Genomic DNA, 15,903 nt, shown 5'->3' on the forward strand with positions numbered 1-15,903 from the left:
GCTGACACACAGAGCCTATATCCGGGAACCATTGTTTTATAAGCAACCTTATGATTTCCTACTTCTGAGTCTTGCCGCAGGCTTTCGGACCCCTACCAGAGGGAACCAACGACAATGCCCGAGTACTTTCCCGCACTTGCCGTGGATACGATGCCCGTCCACCAGCACCAGCCAAAACCCCTGCAAACAAGCCCTTCCGGCCCCAGATCGGGACGGTTGCGCCAGACCTTCGAAAACGATCTGGTCCTGGGCTACCTGGACCTGGCTGAGGCCTTGGCTGGCCGGTTTGAGGCGCGCGGACGAGAACGCGCGGACCTGAACCAGGTGGCCTACCTTGGGCTCGTGAAGGCTGCCCGCGGTTTTGACCAGTCCAAGGGCGACAGCTTTCCCGCCTATGCAGCCCCCACCATCACGGGTGAGCTGAAGCGGTACCTGCGTGACCGCACGTGGGTGGTCCGCCCGCCACGGCACATCCAGGACCTGCGCACCCGGATGTTCCGGGCTGAGCCGGAGCTCACCCAGTCGCTGGGAAGGAATCCCAGCGTGGCCGAACTGGCAGGGGCGCTGGACGAAGATCCCGCCGCCGTGCAGGAAGCCATCTCGGCCTCGAGCAGCATGCACCCGGACTCGCTGGACGCCGTTAACCCGCACTCCGACGCACCGTCCATCGGTGAGGTGCTGGCCTGCCCCGAGACGCCGCTGGAGCGCCTCGAGGAGCTCGCCTGCCTGCGTGATGCCATCCAGGACCTGGATCCCGCGGACAGGGAACTCCTGTACCGCCGCTACTTCTGCGAGGAGACCCAGGTGCAGCTTGGCAGGCGGCTGGGCATGTCCCAGATGCAGGTATCGCGCCGGCTTGCCCGGGTACTGGTGGCTCTCCAGCGCAGGCTGGAGGGCAGCGCGCTCCCGGTACAGGGGGACGCAGCGCACGGAAACACTTCGCACGGAAGGACTTCCCGGACGCGGACGGGCTAGCCGCCCGGCTCCCCTGGCCGAACGAATCGGCGGGGCCCGGTATCCGCAGCGCCCGGATCCGCAGCACGGGAACCCGGAGCCCAACGCTCCGGAGCGCGAATTTCGGAGCACCCGCTCCGGCACCCAGCACCCCGCGGCCCAAGCCGCAGGAACACCCCGAATGACGCGCAACAGGCAGGCAATAACAGCCTTATCTTGCCTGTTCAGCGCCCGGGGACGAATAACAAACGACAGTTGAGAAAACTGTCCGGCCCTGTTTAGGGGTATCGGCAGAGGGGAACAGGGAGGACATGGTAAGCACCGAAACATCCAGGCTCAGGGCTGTCCTGTTCGACCGGGACGGAACCCTGGTGGTCGATGTGCCGTACAACGGGAATCCGGACCTTGTCCGGCCAATGCCCGGCGCCAAAGCGGTACTTGACGCCCTGCGATCCGAAGGCATAGCCACCGGGGTGGTCAGCAACCAGTCCGGCATCGCCCGGGGCATGATCACTGCCGACGACGTCGCCCGGGTGAATGCCAGGGTGGAGGAACTGCTTGGCCCCTTTGACGTTTGGGAAGTGTGTCCGCACGCCGAACAGGACGGGTGCCTGTGCCGCAAACCGGCCCCGGGCATGGTCCACAGCGCCTGCCGGAAGCTCGGCATAACGGAGTCCGGCGCGGCACTGATCGGCGACATCGGCGCCGATGTCAAGGCCGCGGAGGCGGCCGGTGCCGCGGGCGTCCTGGTCCCTACCCCCGTGACCCTCGCCGCGGAAGTGGCTGAAGCGCCGCTAGTGGCGCAGGACCTGGCCGGCGCCGTGCGCCTGCTGCAGGAGGGGCGGTGACGGGCCGCGTCCTGGTGGCGCGTTTGGACAGTATGGGCGATGTCCTCCTGTCCGGTCCTGCCGTCAGGGCCGTGGCCAATGGGCGGATCCCGGACGGCAGCAGGCCCAACCACGTGGTGATGCTCTGCGGCAGGCAGGGAGAAGCTGCCGCAGCCATGCTGCCGGGGGCCGCAGAGGTGTACAGCTGGGACAGCCCCTGGATCATGAACCCGGCACCGGCGATGACCGGCCGGCACGCGGACAGACTTATCGACTATGTCCGGAACTCCAGGATCACCGAAGCCGTCATCCTCACGTCCTTCCACCAGTCACCCCTCCCGCTGGCGCTGCTGCTGCGGCTGGCGGGCGTCGAGCGCATTACCGGGGCGTCCACCGATTACGCCGGGTCCCTCCTTGACGTCCGGCTGAAACCGGGGGAGGACTTTCCGGAGGACCAGCCTGAGGCCGAACGCGCCCTGGGCATCGCGGAAGCGGCAGGGTTCAGGCTCCCGGCGGGCGACGACGGCAAGCTCCGCCTCGCCTCCGTTCCCGATGTCGCGGACCTGGTAGGGCACGATCCATACATTGTGGTCCATCCCGGCGCGGCCGTTCCCGCCAGGGCCTGGCCGCCGCTGCACCACGCGGCCGCCGTCGAACTCCTCCAGGGTGCAGGGCACCGCGTGGTGGTCACCGGAGGCCCAGGCGAAACGTCCCTGACCGCCACAGTGGCAGGTCCCTCGGCGCTGGACCTTGGCGGCAGGACTGACCTCACCTCGCTGGCCGGCGTCATGGCGGGAGCCGGGGCAGTCATCACCGGCAACACCGGTCCCGCACACCTCGCGGCCGCCGTCGGCACTCCCGTTGCCTGCCTGTTCTCCCCGGTGGTGCCGGCCATCCGCTGGGCACCCTACGGGGTTCCGCTGGAACTCCTGGGGGACCAGAACGCTGCCTGCCGGCTGACCCGCGCCCGCATTTGCCCGGTTCCGGGACACCCCTGCCTCGACTCCGTCTCGCCCGAGGAAGTCGTGGCGGCAGTCGAACGGCTGATGGGCGGAGTGAGCTCTTTCAGTACCCACGTCAGTACCCGTAGAAAGGCCCGCAACAGATGAGAATCCTGCTCTGGCATGTCCACGGTTCCTGGACGGACGCCTTTGTGCGCGGCCGTCACGAGTACCTGCTCCCTGTCCTGCCCGGCGGTGGGCCGTGGGGGCTTGGCCGTGCCGGCCGGGACTGGCCCGCATCAGTGCGTGAAGTGGAACTGGCGTCGCTGGACGCTGACGCCGTGGACGCCGTCGTCCTGCAACGCCCGGAGGAGGTCGACGAAGTTGCGCGGGTCCTGGGCCGCCGGCCCGGCGCGGACCTGCCGGCCGTGTACGTGGAGCACAACACCCCCAAGGGCGACTTCCCCTTCACAAGGCATCCGCTCGCGGACCAGGCCGGAATCCCGCTGGTCCATGTAACGCACTTCAACCGGCTCGCCTGGGACAACGGAGCTGCGGTTTCAACGGTGATCGAGCACGGAATACCAGACCCCGGGCAGCTCTACACGGGCGAACTGGCGGAGCTCGGCGTGGTGGTCAATGAACCCGTCCGGCGCGGCCGCGTGACGGGGACGGACCTGCTGCCGGCCTTCGCCTCGGTGGCACCCCTGCAGGTCTTCGGTATGAAAACGGACGGCCTCGCCGCTGCCACCGGCGTTGACGCGCTCCGGCTGACCTCCCGCGGCGACCTGAAGACGCAGGAATTGCACCGCGAGCTGGCACGCTGCCGGGTCTACGTCCACCCGATGCGCTGGACCTCGCTGGGTTTGTCCCTCCTGGAGGCCATGCACCTGGGAATGCCGGTGGTTGCCCTGGCAACCACCGAAGCACCTCGGGCGGTGCCGCCGGAAGCGGGCGCCGTGTCCGCCGACATCGACGAGCTGCTCCGCTGTGCGCGGCGGCTGGTGGCCAACCCGGAGGAAGCACGACGGCGGGGAGCTGCCGCGCGTGAGGCGGCACTGGAGCGCTATGGGCTGGGCAGGTTCCAGGAACGCTGGGACGAGCTCCTGGGGGACCTGGCGGCTGAACCAAGTCAGCGCGGCAACAACGGCCTGGACGAGCGGATCCTTGTTCCGGCGCGGGAGAGGAAGACCCCATGAGAATCTCGATGATTTCAGAACATGCCAGCCCCTTGGCGGCCCTGGGCGGAGTGGACGCCGGCGGGCAGAACGTGCACGTCGCCGCACTGTCCGAAGCGCTGGCCAGGCGCGGCCACCACGTCACCGTCTACACCCGCAGGGACGCAACGGAGCTCCCCGCCCGGGTCCGGGTGGGGCCCCGCCTGGAAGTGGTCCACGTGGATGCCGGACCGGCACGCCACGTTCCGAAGGACGGGCTGCTGCCCTTCATGGGTGAACTCGCCGACGGTGTGGCCAGGGACTGGAGCCTGCGGCCCCCGGACGTGGTGCACGGCCACTTCTGGATGTCTGGCCTGGCTGCCCTGGATGCCGCCAGGCGCCCCGCCTCCGGATACCGGATCCCCGTCATCCAGACCTTCCACGCGCTGGGAACGGTCAAGCGCCGGCACCAGGGCGCAGAGGACACCAGTCCGCAGGAACGCCGCTGGCTCGAACCCGGCGTGGGCCGGTCCGCGGACCGGATCATCGCCACCTGCTCGGACGAGGTGTTCGAGCTCAAGGCCATGGGCATCGACACCGGCAAGATCTCCATCGCCCCCTGCGGCGTGGACCTGGACTTCTTTTCCGCCGACGGTCCCACGGCTGCACGGACAGCAGGCCACCGGATCCTCTCCGTGGGCCGCCTGGTGCCGCGCAAGGGCGTTGACCTGGTGATCCGGTCGCTTCCCTACCTGCGCGAGTCGGGGTTCGACGACGTCGAGCTCCTGATCGTGGGCGGCGGCGGGGATTCGGGGGTGCTTGACGCGGATCCGGAGGTGCGCCGATTGCTGGGCCTTGTCGCTGAACTCGGTGTGGCGGACCAGGTGCGGCTGCAGGGCCAAGTGGCCCGCGGTGAGATGCCCGGGATCTTCCGCAGCGCAGACGCCGTGGTGTGCGCCCCTTGGTACGAGCCCTTCGGCATCGTTCCGCTGGAGGCCATGGCCTGCGGCGTCCCCGTGGTGGCTGCCGCCGTCGGCGGTCTCCGTGACACCGTGGTGGACCATGGAACCGGGCTGCACGTGCCGCCCCGCGATCCGGAAGCCATCGCTTCTGCCCTGGCCATGCTGCTCCGCAACCGGTCCCTGCGGGCCGAGCTGGGCAACGCGGGAAAGGTCCGCGCCCGCACCCGGTACTCCTGGGACCGGGTGGCCGCCGAAACCGAAAAGGCCTACCAGTTGGCGATGGCGGGAGCTCCTGCCGGTGTTGCCCCGATGGAAGGAGCGGCACTGTGACTCCGGACTGGTCCCTGCGTGACGCCGGCCTGAGGACCCTGGCCGCCCCTCCGGCGCTGCCGGCCGTCCTGCCCGGCTCCGGCTTTGTGGACCCGGCCACCGCGGACATCGTGCAGGCCCACCTGGACAACGTCCTGCCGGCGCTGGATTCGCTGCGCCGCCAGTCCGGCCGGCTTGCGGCGTGGGGAATGGACCTGGCGCACCGCCTGCTGCGCGGGCAGCGCCTCCTGGCCGCAGGCAACGGCGGTTCCGCCGCGGAGGCCCAGCACCTCACTGCCGAGCTGGTGGGCAGGTTCGACGGCGAGCGCGTACCGTTCTCCGCGATTTCCCTGCATGCCGAGTCCTCGGCCGTCACGGCGATCGCCAACGACTATGGGTACGACGACGTCTTTGCGCGCCAGGTGCGTGCCCATGGCCGGTCCGGCGACGTGCTGATACTGCTGTCCACCAGCGGCAAGAGTCCCAACCTGCTGCGGGCCGCGGAGGTCGCGTCCCGGCTCAACATCACCACCTGGGCGCTCACCGGGGCCGGCCCCAACCCCCTATCCGACGCGTGTGACGAGGCAGTGATGATTGACGCCCTTAACGCCAATGCGCAGGAAGGACACCTGATCGCCCTGCATGCCATGTGCCGTGCCTTCGACCTGGAAGTGGGGCGGCGAAGCACTCCCGACGCCGGGCTCCAGGGACGGGGCCGGTCATGAGGATCGTGGTGGTGGGTGACGTGATGCTGGACGTGGACCTGTCAGGGGAGGCCACCCGGCTCAGCCCCGACGCGCCCGTTCCGGTGGTGGACGTCTCCGGGGTGAAGCGGCGGGCCGGCGGCGCCGGCCTGGTGGCACGGATGCTCGCGGAGGACGGCTGGCCCGTCACCCTGGTGACTGTCATGGGCGACGACGACGCCGGGCGCCAGCTTGAAGCGCACCTCGCCGGGGTGCGGCTTGTGTCCGGCCCCAGCGGCCACCCCTCGCCGGTCAAGACCCGGGTCAGGGCGGGATCGCACCCGGTGGTGCGCTTTGACGAGGGCTGCGGCAAGGCTCCCGTTCCGGATGCCAGCCCCGCCATGCTCCGCGCGGTTGAGCAGGCAGGCGTGATCATCGTGGCCGACTACGGCAGGGGACTGGCGGCGAATCCGCAGCTCAGGGACCTCCTGGCCGGGCTTGCGGGCAGGGTGCCTATCATCTGGGACCCGCATCCTTCCGGGCCGGACCCCGTTCCGGGGGTGGCCGTGGTGACACCAAACGCCGCCGAGGCGGGCAAGGCTGCGCAGGCTTATGCCGGCTTCCAGGACGCAGGTTCACAGGACCCAGCAGTACAGGACCCCGCAGTCCAGGCCGGCCGGATCCTGCTGGAGCAGTGGCAGAGCCGCGCCGTCCTGGTGACCAAGGGCGAACAGGGAGCGGTTTTGCTGCGGAAGGGCAGCGGCTCTCCCCAAACGGTCCCGGCACCGCGGGTGGAAGCAGGTGATCCCTGCGGGGCCGGAGACCGGCTTGCAGCCAGCCTGGCGGTCCACCTCCTGGCCGGCCGCGACCTTAGTGAGGCTGCGGGACTGGCAGTCCATGATGCGGCAGATTTCCTCGCCAGCGGGGGAGTGTCCGCACTGCCGGACCACGCGTCCTCCACGTCGGCTGCCCAGGATGCGCGGAGCCAGGCAGCGCCCCACACCCAGGGAGGCAGCAGGCGCCGCACCCGCGAACCGCTGCTGCTGGCCCGCACGGTGCGGGAGGCCGGCGGGACAGTGGTGGCCACCGGCGGCTGCTTCGACCTGCTGCACGCCGGCCACGTCCGGTCCCTTGCAGCAGCCCGCGAACTGGGCGACTGCCTGATCGTCTGCCTCAACTCGGACGAATCCGTCCGCCGACTCAAGGGGCCGGACCGCCCCATCATCGGCCAGCAGGACAGGGCCGAACTGCTGCTGGCCATGGAATGCGTGGACGCGGTGATGATCTTCGACGACGACACACCAGTGGCCGCCCTGGATCGCCTTCGCCCGGATATCTGGGTCAAAGGCGGGGACTACAAAGGCGCCCGCCTTCCGGAGGCCGAACTCGTGGAGCAGTGGGGCGGCCGCTGCCTGACCGTGCCGTACCACCCTGCCCGTTCCACCACGGGCCTCGCCGACGCCCTCGCCAAGGTGGGCTGACCGCCCCGCCGCCCAAGGTTTTTCGTTTTGCCCATCGAAAGGAACACCATGACTGCAGAAGTAAATGCGCCCGCAACCACTACCCCCGGCCGCGTGCTCGTTACCGGAGGTGCCTCCGGACTGGGGGCCGCCGTCGTCGACGCCGTCCTCAAGGCAGGCGGCACCCCGGTGGTGCTGGACCGCGATATCAGCAGCGTGTCTGCGGTGAAGGCGTTCGAAGTGGACGTCTCGGACCGCGCGGCCGTGGAAGCGGCAGTGAAGGAAGCCGCGGAGTCCCTGGGCGGACTGGAGGCCGTGGTCACCGCCGCCGGCATCGACCGCTGCGGCAAACTGGCCGACGTCGAAGCGGCCGAGTGGGAAAAAGTCATCGGAGTTAACCTCATGGGCACGGTCTCGGTGGTCCGGGCTGCCCTGCCCTACCTCAAGGCCAGCCACGGCCGGGTGGTGACGGTCGCCTCCACCCTGGGGAAGCGGGCAGTCGCTGACGCCACCGCCTACTGCGCCTCCAAGTTCGGCGTGGTGGGATTCAGCCACGCGCTGGCAGCAGAAACGGGCGGGGAGATCGGCGTGACCACCATGATCCCCGGGGGCATGAAGACCCGCTTCTTCGATGACCGCACGGAGCAGTACAAGCCGCAGGACGATTCGCGCCTCAATGACCCCGCCAACACGGCGCAGGCAATCCTCTTCGCCCTGTCACAGCCCACGGGATGCGAGGTCCGCGAAATGCTGATCTGCCATGAGGAAGAGGGCTCCTGGCCCTAAGCCAACAGACCACCAGACCGGAAACCGACGGGAGGAACACCATGCCTACCACTGCAGTCGAAACAATCACAGGCGCCGAATCAGCAGAACGAGCCGGGATCACCATCCGCAACCCGCGCACCGGCGACGTCCTGTGGACCGTGCCGGAGGCCGGACCTGAGGCCGTAGCCCGCGCCGTGGACGTTGCCCGGAGCGCAGCTTCGGACTGGGCCGCCACCGCTCCGTCGGACCGGGGCGCCGCGCTCCGGGGCGCCGCCCGGGCGCTCGATGCCGCGGCCCGGGAACTGGCCGGGCTCAACGCCAGCGAAACTGGACGGCCGGTGGAGGAGTCGCTGGCGGGGATTGCGGCCGGTGTGTCCACGCTGGAACAGTATGCCGAGCTTGGCCCTGTCCACCGCGGCCTCAGCCTGCGCGGAAGCCAGCTCGCGTCGGACTACACCGTGGCGGAGCCCCGGGGAGTGGCAGCCCTCCTGACCCCATGGAACGATCCCGTCGCCGTGGCCTGCGGACTGATCGGTGCCGCGCTGGTCACCGGCAACACGGTGGTCCACAAGCCCAGCGAACGCTGCCCGCGCCTCGGCGAGGCGCTGGGGGAGGTCCTTGCCCCGGCGTTCCCGCCCGGGGTGTTCCAGACAGTCACCGGCGGAGCGGGCGTCGGTGCGCTGTTGGCACAGTCGGACGTGGACGTCATCGCCCACGTCGGATCCAGTGCTGCCGGTGCCCATCTTGCCCGGGCCGGGGCACAGTCCGGTGCACACGTCATCCGGGAAAACGGCGGGAACGATCCACTGCTGGTGGACCGCGACGTCGATCCCGTATGGGCGGCTGAACAGGCCGCCATGGGCGCCTTCAGCAACAGCGGCCAGATCTGTGTGGCGGTTGAACGGATCTATGTCCATGAAGCCATCGCGGCGGAGTTTTGCGCTGCGCTGGAGGCGGAAGCAGCGCTCCGGAACGGCAACGGCACGGTGGCCCCGCTGGTGGACGGACGGATGCGGGATGCGGTCCACGCCCACGTGGCCGACGCGCTGCAGCAGGGGGCGCACGCCGTGGAAGGCGGGACCCTCCCGGACGGGCCGGGCTCCTTCTACCCGGCAACGGTGCTGACCGGATGCACGGAGCGGATGGAGGTCATGACGGAGGAGACGTTCGGCCCCGTTGCCCCGGTCCAGGTGGTGACCTCGTTCGACGACGGCCTGCGGCTGGCGTGCAGCGGCAAGTACGGCCTCGCCGCCACGGTGCTGTCCGCCAACATCGGCCACATCCAGCAGGCGGTGGCCGCCCTCCCTGTAGGCACCGTGAAAATCAACGAAGTCTTCGGCGGGGCCCCGGGCGGGGCCGCCCAGCCGCGGGGCATCAGCGGCGCCGGCTTCGGGTACGGCCCCGAACTCCTGGACGAGTTCAGCCGGGTCAAAGTGGTGCACATTGCGGCGCCCCCGGCGGCTGCCCTGGCAGGGGACCAGCCGTGACCACGGCGCCGGAAACGGCGGATCTTTCGCAGCAGCGCGCCCTCGCGGAGTGGCTGCCTGGACGGATCGCTGCGGAACGGCCGGCCGTCCTGGTGCTTGGCGACGTCATGCTGGACGGCTGGTGGAGCGGAAGCATCGAGCGGCTGTGCCGGGAAGCCCCCGCGCCGGTGGTGGACGTGCAGAACCGCGAGTCGGTACCCGGCGGAGCGGCCAATACCGCCATGAACCTGGCCGCCCTGGGAGCCCGCGTCTCGGTGGCGGGCATCATCGGCACCGACGACGCCGGCGTGGACCTCCGCAACCAGCTGGTGGCAGCCGGGATCGATGTCACGCACCTGCTCGACCACCCGGACATGGTCACCACCACCAAGATCCGGATCAGCAGCGGCGGCCAGGTGATGCTCCGCATCGATGACTCAGCCGGCTCCGTGCCCGCCGAAGCGCTGGCCGAACTTGCGGCGTCGGTGCGGGCCGCCGTCGAACACCGGCAGGCGGTGATGGTCTGTGACTACGGCACCGGCGTCCTGGCGGATCCCGTCCGGCGGGCCCTGGCGGACGCCCTCGCCGGCAGGGACCGCGGGGAGCCTGGCGCGCGGCCCCTGCTGGTGGTTGACTCCCACGACCCCCGCCCGTGGGCGCCGCTCCACCCGGACCTGGTAACCCCCAACGCGCAGGAAACGGCGCGGATGCTGGACCTCCGGCTCCCGGACGGACCGGAAAGGGTGGCGGAAGTGGGCAGGCACGCCGGGACACTGCTGGAGGCCACGGGTGCGGCTGCCGTGGTGGTCACCCTGGACCGTGACGGAACCGTGCTGCTGAGGCCCGACGGCGTGACGCACCGGACGTGGGCACGCCCGGCTGCCGAGAAACAGGCATCGGGAGCCGGTGACACCTTCGTGGCCGCGCTCACACTGGCGAGGTCGGCCGGACTGCCCCTCACGGCCAGCCTGGACCTGGCGCAGTCGGCAGCCGACGTCGTGGTCCACCAGCCGGGCACGTCGGTCTGCAGCACGGCGCAGCTCAGCCGCTACCTGAAGGCGTTCGCGGACACCGCGCTGGACGCCGGCGAACTTGAACGGCAGCTGGAGCTGCACCGCGCCCAGGACCAGCGGATCGTGCTGACCAACGGCTGCTTCGACGTCCTGCACAGCGGCCACACCCGCTACCTCAACCAGGCCAAGCAGCTGGGGGACATCCTGGTAGTGGCGCTCAACAGCGACGACTCCGTGCGGCGGCTCAAGGGTGACGGCCGTCCCATCAACGCGGTGGCGGACCGGGCGGCCGTGGTGGCGGCGCTGAGCTGCGTGGACTACGTGACTGTCTTCGACACCCCCACCGCAGCTCCGTTGATCCGGCAGCTGCGTCCCGAGGTTTACGCCAAGGGCGGGGACTACACCCCGGAGATGCTGGCCGAGACCCCTGCCGTGGAGGAGTACGGCGGCCGCGTTGCCATCCTGGACTACGTGGCCGACCGTTCCACGACGGCCGTGGTGAACAAGATCCGGGACGGCGAAGGGGCCGTGCAAACCAACTAGGGTTAAGAGCTGGACAGGTTGGGCTGGATGAAGCGGGGCACGGGCAATGGCGAAACGCGGGAAGCCGGGGGGCCGAGGAAGCCGAGCCACGGCGGGTGTGGTGGAGGTTCCCAAAGGAACCCGGCCGGACGGCCCGGTTGAGGGCGTCTACTACATCGATACCGGAGACTGCGAGCTGATCGCGGACCAGGACAACTCCACCGGCTGGCTCCTGAAGATCAACGGCGTCATGAGCTCCCACATCGACCTCGCCGACCCCCTGTTCTTGGACTTTGAGTACATGCGGTGGATGGCGGCGCTCATCGAGTCCCGCTGGCCGCCGTCGGAAGCGTCCTCGGGGCCGAAGCTCCGCGGGCTGCACCTGGGCGGCGGAGCCTGCTCGCTGGCGCGGTACTTCCATGCCGCGTACCCGGATGCGCGGCAGGTGGTGGTGGAGCTGGACGGCAAGCTGGCCGAATACGTGCGCGGCTGGTTCGACCTTCCCAAGGCGCCCCTGCTGCGGCTCCGCGTGGGGGAGGCCCGCGCGGTTACCGAGACCCTGACGGCGGAGACCCGCGACTTCATCATCAGGGACGTGTTCGCCGGAGCCTTGACCCCGCGGCCCCTGACCACTGCGGAATTCACCCGGCACGCCAAGCGCGTGCTTGCACCAGGGGGGATCTACGTGGTGAACTCCGGTGACGCGCCGGACCTTAAGAACGCCCGGGAGGATGCCGCCACCATCGCGGCCTCCTTCAAGCACACCGTGATCATCGCGGACCCCGCCATGCTGAAGGGCCGGCGCTACGGAAACATGGTGATGGCGGGCAGCGACACCCCGTTCGGCGACGATCCGAAGCTCCACCGGCGGCTCCTGGGCGGCGCGGTCCCTGCACACCTGTGGGACGACGCCCAGGTCCGGGCTTTCGCGGCAGGGTCACCGGTGCGGCACGACCCGCCTGCAACCCCATCGATTGCTCCGTAACTGTCGTTCTCACCCCCGAAAACGACAGTTACGGAGCAGCCGAAGAGGTTTGTCCACGGCCCAGCAGCCATTCCCGGTGCTCGGCCATCTGTTCCCGCAGCGCCTGGACCACCGCTGCCACCGCCGGGCGCCGCAGCGAATCCGGCCGGAGCACCATCCAGTAGGGCAGCAGTTCGGCGATGTCGGCCGGCAGCAGGCGGACCAGGTCAGGGTGGAGGTCGCCCATGAAACAGGGCAGGAAGCCGATCCCTGCTCCTGCGCGTGTTGCTTCCACGTGGACAAAGACGTTGGTTGAGGTAAGGCCGTCACGCATGGCGGGCACCAGCCGGCGCGGCGCGTCCAGGTCATCCACCTGCAGCATCGAATCCACGAAATAGACCAGCGGGTGGTCATTGAGCTCGGCCACCGTGGCCGGCGTGCCGTGCTCGGCCAGGTAGGCGCGCGAGGCGTACATTCCCAGCATGTATTCGCCCAGCCGCATGGCCTCGGCCCGGTGCACCTGCGGTTCGCCCACCACCACTTCGATGTCCAGGCCCGAGCGCTGCTGCAGTGCCCGCCGGGTCATGGTCACCACTTCAACGCTCAGCCCGGGGTGGTCACGCCGCAGCCGCGCCACCGCCGGGGCGGCGATGTAGGCACTGAAGCCATCCGTTGCCGTCATGCGTACGACGCCGGTAATTGGGTCGGGTGCCCGTCCGGCGGGCCCCAGGGCGCCCACCACCGCTTCGACCTGTTCAGCAGCCTGGACGGCTTGCGCTCCGAGGTCGGTCAGCTCCCACCCTCCGGGGGCACGGGCCAGGACCCTTCCGCCGAGTGCCTTCTCCAGGGAGGCGATCCGGCGTGAGACGGTGGTGTGGTTCAGGCCCAGTGCCTGCGCGGCGGCCGTAAATTTGGCGGTGCGGGACACCGCCAGGAGCACCAGCAGGTCATCCGGATTGACGTTCATATCTGCAATTCTGCACACAGTGCGTGCTGCTTTGGCTATTGAAGGCGCATGTCCGTGCAGTAAGACTCAGTGGAGCCATTAGTGCTGGAGATCACAGCACGTGTCGCCGTGGACACGGAGGAGAAACCCCATGAGCGCTGAAGAGCGCCCTGCAGGCAGTCCTGCCGGACCTGCCCCGGTAGACGCTGCGCTGCATGAGCGACCGGAAAATCTGTTAGAAAGCCCGAGGGGACTGCCATGGAAAACACGTTGAACGGCCGCAAGGCACTGATCACCGGGGGAGCCGGCGGGATTGGCGCCGCGAGCGCCCGGGCCCTCGCCGCCCGGGGCGCCAAGGTGGTGATTGCGGACGTGGACGCAGCCGCGGCCGAAGCGCTCGCGGATGAAGTGGGAGGCACCACCTGGGCCGTCGACCTGCTGGACGTGGAATCGCTCGCCACCCTGAGCCTTGACTGCGACATCCTGGTGAACAACGCCGGGATCCAGCGCATCAGTCCCATCGAGGATTTCGAGCCGGCCGATTTCCGCAGGCTGATCACCCTCATGCTGGAGGCGCCGTTCCTGTTGATCCGTGCGGCGCTGCCGCACATGTACGCGAACAATTTCGGCCGGATCATCAACCTCTCTTCCGTGCACGGCATCCGGGCCTCCCCGTTCAAAAGCGCGTATGTATCCGCCAAGCACGGACTTGAAGGGCTGAGCAAGGTGACGGCGCTTGAGGGCGGGGAGCACGGTGTGACCTCCAATTGCATCAACCCCGGTTACGTGCGCACGCCGCTGGTGGAGTCGCAGATCGCTGACCAGGCCAAGGTCCACGGAATTCCGGAATCGGAGGTCCTGGCCAAAATCATGCTGACGGAGTCCGCCGTAAAACGCCTGGTGGAGCCGGAGGAAGTGGCCTCACTCGTTGCCTGGCTCGCATCTGACCATGCGGGCATGGTGACCGGCGCCAGCTACACGATGGATGGCGGCTGGTCGGCCCGCTAACCGCCCGGCGCAGGAGTTTTTGTCCGGATAGGCAGGCTTTCGAGGCCTTCAGCCCTGCATATCCGGACAAAAACTCAATCCAGCTGTTTGATTTGCCGGTGGTCGTAGAAGAACACGCCGTGGACGGTATCCACACCCACTGATGTTCCCTGCTGGAAAACCACCAATCCCTCGCGGCGGCCCTTGAACGGATCATCCGCCACCACGGCGTCACCTATTTTGTAGGGTGATCGCGGGGCGAAGGGCTTCAGCATGCGGTTCCATGTTTGGGCTGCAACCTTCGTCAGGCTGATGGGCCTGCCCATGCTCGACGGGTCCCGGACAACGGCTTTGGCCATATGTACCAACTCCTCGGAAGCGGCGCAGGCCGCTCACTCGCGGTGCAGGTTAACCGGAACGTTCCCAGCAGAGGGCGGCCCTCCACATTCCGGCTGGCACCTTAGGTCAAAGCTATGCGCTATTCACACCAGTCACACCAGTAACAAGTACTCGCTTTTGGCGGGCCCGGTACTTGCCTGCTGCGGCAACGGCTCAGCGCTGGCCGTTGACGATGTCCTCAGCGTTTTCGAAGGCCCAGGCCACCAGCGGAACCAGCAGCGCGCTCAGCTCATAGCCGCGGTCGGTAAGGCTGTAATCCACGCGGGGCGGAATAACCGGCTGCGCGTCCCGGCGGACCAGGCCGTCCCGCTCCAACGTCTTGAGGGTCTGTGCCAGCATCTTCTCGCTGATGCCTTCTGCCCGGCGCCGCAGGTCGCTCCACCGCTGCTCGCCCTCGGAAAGCGCAAGCAGGATAAGGACGCCCCACTTGCTGGTGACGTGGTCCAGCACAGTCCGGCTGGGGCAACCGGCCGGGAACACGCCGTCGGCGAGGTCAACCGGAAGCGGCGCTGCCTGGGCCGTATCGGAACGGGCACTAACTTTCATGTGAGTACCTTACCTGAAAGTGCGTACTCTCTTTTAGGAAGCAATCAGGAATGTAGGTGGTTGTGCCTCATGACAGACACCCTACGGAAGGAATTTCATGAGCATCGTCATCACCGGAGCAACCGGCCAGCTGGGCCGCCACGTCGTCGAGGCCCTGCTGGAGCTCAACGTCCCTGCCGGGGAGATTGTGGCCGCGGGGCGCTCCGTGGAAAAACTGGCAGGCTTTGCCGGGCGCGGAGTGCAGGTCAGGGCAATGGACTACGCGGACGCGTCCTCCGTTACCGCGGCACTGAAGGGTGCCCGGAAAGTGCTCCTCATTTCCGGCAGCGAGGTGGGCCAGCGGGTGGAGCAGCACCGTACCGTGATCGAGGCCGCCAAGGCCGAAGGCGTGGAACTGTTGGCCTACACCAGCATCGCCAACGCCGACAGCACGGGAATGAAGCTGGCGGCCGAGCACCAGGCCACGGAGGCCATCCTGCGGGAATCAGGGGTGCCCTTCGTCCTCCTGCGCAATGGCTGGTACCTCGAGAACTACACGGACCAGCTGCCCGGGACCCTGGCCCAGGGCGCCCTTGCGGGGAGCGCCCGGAACGGACAGGTCAGCGGCGCCGCGCGTGCTGACTACGCCCACGCCGCTGCTGCCGTGCTCGTGGCGGAGGGGCAGGCAGGCAACGTGTACGAACTCGGCGGTGACGAGGCCTTCAGCATGGCGGACCTCGCAGCCGAAATCAGCGCGGCCACCGGCAAGACCATCACTTACAACGACTTGCCCCCACAGGAATACGCCGGCCTGCTGACCGGGGCCGGAGTGCCGGAGGCGTTCGCGGAGATCCTGGCGGACTCCGATCTTGGCATCGCCCGCGGGGACCTCCTGGTAAGCAGCGGGGACCTGCGCAGGCTGATCGGACGGCCTGCCACCTCACTGGCTGAGGCTGTGCGGACCGCCGCTGCCGCCATCTAGCGGCCGCACCGACAGCGTTTGCGCTGATGGTGTGCCTC

16 protein-coding genes are annotated in these 15,903 nt (G+C 68.6%); 13 read left to right on the plus strand and 3 right to left on the minus strand.

Features of this window, described 5'->3' with window-relative positions:
* The first annotated feature begins 114 nt into the window (after positions 1 to 114).
* The 11 genes from AC4BCK_RS02835 to AC4BCK_RS02885 all read left to right on the plus strand — a co-directional run bounded on the left by AC4BCK_RS02835 (position 115) and on the right by AC4BCK_RS02885 (position 12,047).
* Positions 115 to 975, plus strand: a complete 861-nt coding sequence (locus tag AC4BCK_RS02835) for a sigma-70 family RNA polymerase sigma factor (protein WP_174179347.1) — start codon at positions 115 to 117, stop codon at positions 973 to 975.
* Positions 976 to 1,265: 290 nt separating this feature from the next.
* On the plus strand, positions 1,266 to 1,802 hold the full coding sequence (locus AC4BCK_RS02840; RefSeq protein WP_310110389.1) for a D-glycero-alpha-D-manno-heptose-1,7-bisphosphate 7-phosphatase: 537 nt from the start codon (positions 1,266 to 1,268) through the stop codon (positions 1,800 to 1,802).
* Positions 1,803 to 1,834: 32 nt separating this feature from the next.
* The gene (locus tag AC4BCK_RS02845; RefSeq protein ID WP_490566890.1) at positions 1,835 to 2,890 is read left to right on the plus strand and encodes a glycosyltransferase family 9 protein; all 1,056 of its coding nucleotides are present in this window, start codon (positions 1,835 to 1,837) and stop codon (positions 2,888 to 2,890) included.
* Complete coding sequence (locus AC4BCK_RS02850) at positions 2,887 to 3,921, plus strand: glycosyltransferase (RefSeq protein ID WP_310110390.1); 1,035 nt, start codon at positions 2,887 to 2,889, stop codon at positions 3,919 to 3,921. Before AC4BCK_RS02845 ends, AC4BCK_RS02850 begins: the two co-directional genes overlap by 4 nt.
* Positions 3,918 to 5,171: a glycosyltransferase gene (locus AC4BCK_RS02855; RefSeq protein ID WP_490566563.1), complete on the plus strand. Its 1,254-nt coding sequence runs from the start codon at positions 3,918 to 3,920 to the stop codon at positions 5,169 to 5,171. Before AC4BCK_RS02850 ends, AC4BCK_RS02855 begins: the two co-directional genes overlap by 4 nt.
* Positions 5,168 to 5,875 (plus strand): D-sedoheptulose-7-phosphate isomerase, encoded by a 708-nt coding sequence (locus tag AC4BCK_RS02860; protein ID WP_174179355.1) that lies wholly within the window; start codon positions 5,168 to 5,170, stop codon positions 5,873 to 5,875. Before AC4BCK_RS02855 ends, AC4BCK_RS02860 begins: the two co-directional genes overlap by 4 nt.
* Positions 5,872 to 7,314 carry a PfkB family carbohydrate kinase gene (locus AC4BCK_RS02865; RefSeq protein WP_490566564.1) on the plus strand — a complete coding sequence of 481 codons (1,443 nt, stop codon included), beginning with the start codon at positions 5,872 to 5,874 and terminating at the stop codon, positions 7,312 to 7,314. Before AC4BCK_RS02860 ends, AC4BCK_RS02865 begins: the two co-directional genes overlap by 4 nt.
* A gap of 48 nt (positions 7,315 to 7,362) precedes the next feature.
* Positions 7,363 to 8,079, plus strand: coding sequence for an SDR family oxidoreductase (locus AC4BCK_RS02870; RefSeq protein ID WP_174179359.1), 717 nt, complete (start codon positions 7,363 to 7,365; stop codon positions 8,077 to 8,079).
* 41 nt (positions 8,080 to 8,120) lie between these two features.
* Positions 8,121 to 9,548, plus strand: a complete 1,428-nt coding sequence (locus tag AC4BCK_RS02875) for an aldehyde dehydrogenase family protein (protein ID WP_251424585.1) — start codon at positions 8,121 to 8,123, stop codon at positions 9,546 to 9,548.
* Positions 9,545 to 11,083: a D-glycero-beta-D-manno-heptose 1-phosphate adenylyltransferase gene (gene rfaE2, locus AC4BCK_RS02880; protein WP_174179363.1), complete on the plus strand. Its 1,539-nt coding sequence runs from the start codon at positions 9,545 to 9,547 to the stop codon at positions 11,081 to 11,083. Before AC4BCK_RS02875 ends, rfaE2 begins: the two co-directional genes overlap by 4 nt.
* Before the next feature lie 46 nt (positions 11,084 to 11,129).
* Positions 11,130 to 12,047 (plus strand): spermidine synthase, encoded by a 918-nt coding sequence (locus tag AC4BCK_RS02885; RefSeq protein WP_174179365.1) that lies wholly within the window; start codon positions 11,130 to 11,132, stop codon positions 12,045 to 12,047.
* Between the two features lie 28 nt (positions 12,048 to 12,075).
* On the opposite strand, the gene AC4BCK_RS02890 is transcribed toward AC4BCK_RS02885, so the two are convergent.
* Positions 12,076 to 12,993: a LysR family transcriptional regulator gene (locus tag AC4BCK_RS02890; protein WP_174179367.1), complete on the minus strand. Its 918-nt coding sequence runs from the start codon at positions 12,991 to 12,993 to the stop codon at positions 12,076 to 12,078.
* Positions 12,994 to 13,230: 237 nt separating this feature from the next.
* Here AC4BCK_RS02890 and AC4BCK_RS02895 point away from each other — a divergent pair, with 237 nt between their 5' ends.
* Entirely contained in the window at positions 13,231 to 13,980 is a 750-nt protein-coding gene (locus AC4BCK_RS02895; protein ID WP_174179369.1) for a 3-hydroxybutyrate dehydrogenase, read from the plus strand.
* A 74-nt stretch (positions 13,981 to 14,054) separates the two neighbouring features.
* On the opposite strand, the gene AC4BCK_RS02900 is transcribed toward AC4BCK_RS02895, so the two are convergent.
* Together AC4BCK_RS02900 and AC4BCK_RS02905 are read right to left on the minus strand one after the other, a co-directional pair.
* Positions 14,055 to 14,318, minus strand: coding sequence for a hypothetical protein (locus tag AC4BCK_RS02900; protein WP_251424593.1), 264 nt, complete (start codon positions 14,316 to 14,318; stop codon positions 14,055 to 14,057).
* 193 nt (positions 14,319 to 14,511) lie between these two features.
* A complete protein-coding gene (locus AC4BCK_RS02905; RefSeq protein ID WP_174179373.1) occupies positions 14,512 to 14,904 on the minus strand; it encodes a winged helix-turn-helix transcriptional regulator in 393 nt (130 codons plus the stop codon).
* 97 nt (positions 14,905 to 15,001) lie between these two features.
* Here AC4BCK_RS02905 and AC4BCK_RS02910 point away from each other — a divergent pair, with 97 nt between their 5' ends.
* Entirely contained in the window at positions 15,002 to 15,865 is an 864-nt protein-coding gene (locus AC4BCK_RS02910) for an SDR family oxidoreductase (protein WP_174179375.1), read from the plus strand.
* The last annotated feature ends 38 nt before the right edge of the window (positions 15,866 to 15,903 follow it).

This window comes from Pseudarthrobacter sp. As-47 (assembly GCF_058215595.1).

What these genes read in the sequence shown, in the direction of transcription:
- AC4BCK_RS02835 (WP_174179347.1), top strand. Translation starts at nt 115, where the DNA reads ATGCCCGAGTACTTTCCCGCACTTGCCGTGGATACGATGCCCGTCCAC.
- AC4BCK_RS02840 (WP_310110389.1), top strand. Translation starts at nt 1,266, where the DNA reads ATGGTAAGCACCGAAACATCCAGGCTCAGGGCTGTCCTGTTCGACCGG.
- AC4BCK_RS02845 (WP_490566890.1), top strand. Translation starts at nt 1,835, where the DNA reads ATGGGCGATGTCCTCCTGTCCGGTCCTGCCGTCAGGGCCGTGGCCAAT.
- AC4BCK_RS02850 (WP_310110390.1), top strand. Translation starts at nt 2,887, where the DNA reads ATGAGAATCCTGCTCTGGCATGTCCACGGTTCCTGGACGGACGCCTTT.
- AC4BCK_RS02855 (WP_490566563.1), top strand. Translation starts at nt 3,918, where the DNA reads ATGAGAATCTCGATGATTTCAGAACATGCCAGCCCCTTGGCGGCCCTG.
- AC4BCK_RS02865 (WP_490566564.1), top strand. Translation starts at nt 5,872, where the DNA reads ATGAGGATCGTGGTGGTGGGTGACGTGATGCTGGACGTGGACCTGTCA.
- AC4BCK_RS02870 (WP_174179359.1), top strand. Translation starts at nt 7,363, where the DNA reads ATGACTGCAGAAGTAAATGCGCCCGCAACCACTACCCCCGGCCGCGTG.
- AC4BCK_RS02875 (WP_251424585.1), top strand. Translation starts at nt 8,121, where the DNA reads ATGCCTACCACTGCAGTCGAAACAATCACAGGCGCCGAATCAGCAGAA.
- AC4BCK_RS02885 (WP_174179365.1), top strand. Translation starts at nt 11,130, where the DNA reads ATGGCGAAACGCGGGAAGCCGGGGGGCCGAGGAAGCCGAGCCACGGCG.
- AC4BCK_RS02890 (WP_174179367.1), bottom strand. Translation starts at nt 12,993, where the DNA reads ATGAACGTCAATCCGGATGACCTGCTGGTGCTCCTGGCGGTGTCCCGC.
- AC4BCK_RS02895 (WP_174179369.1), top strand. Translation starts at nt 13,231, where the DNA reads ATGGAAAACACGTTGAACGGCCGCAAGGCACTGATCACCGGGGGAGCC.
- AC4BCK_RS02900 (WP_251424593.1), bottom strand. Translation starts at nt 14,318, where the DNA reads ATGGCCAAAGCCGTTGTCCGGGACCCGTCGAGCATGGGCAGGCCCATC.
- AC4BCK_RS02905 (WP_174179373.1), bottom strand. Translation starts at nt 14,904, where the DNA reads ATGAAAGTTAGTGCCCGTTCCGATACGGCCCAGGCAGCGCCGCTTCCG.
- AC4BCK_RS02910 (WP_174179375.1), top strand. Translation starts at nt 15,002, where the DNA reads ATGAGCATCGTCATCACCGGAGCAACCGGCCAGCTGGGCCGCCACGTC.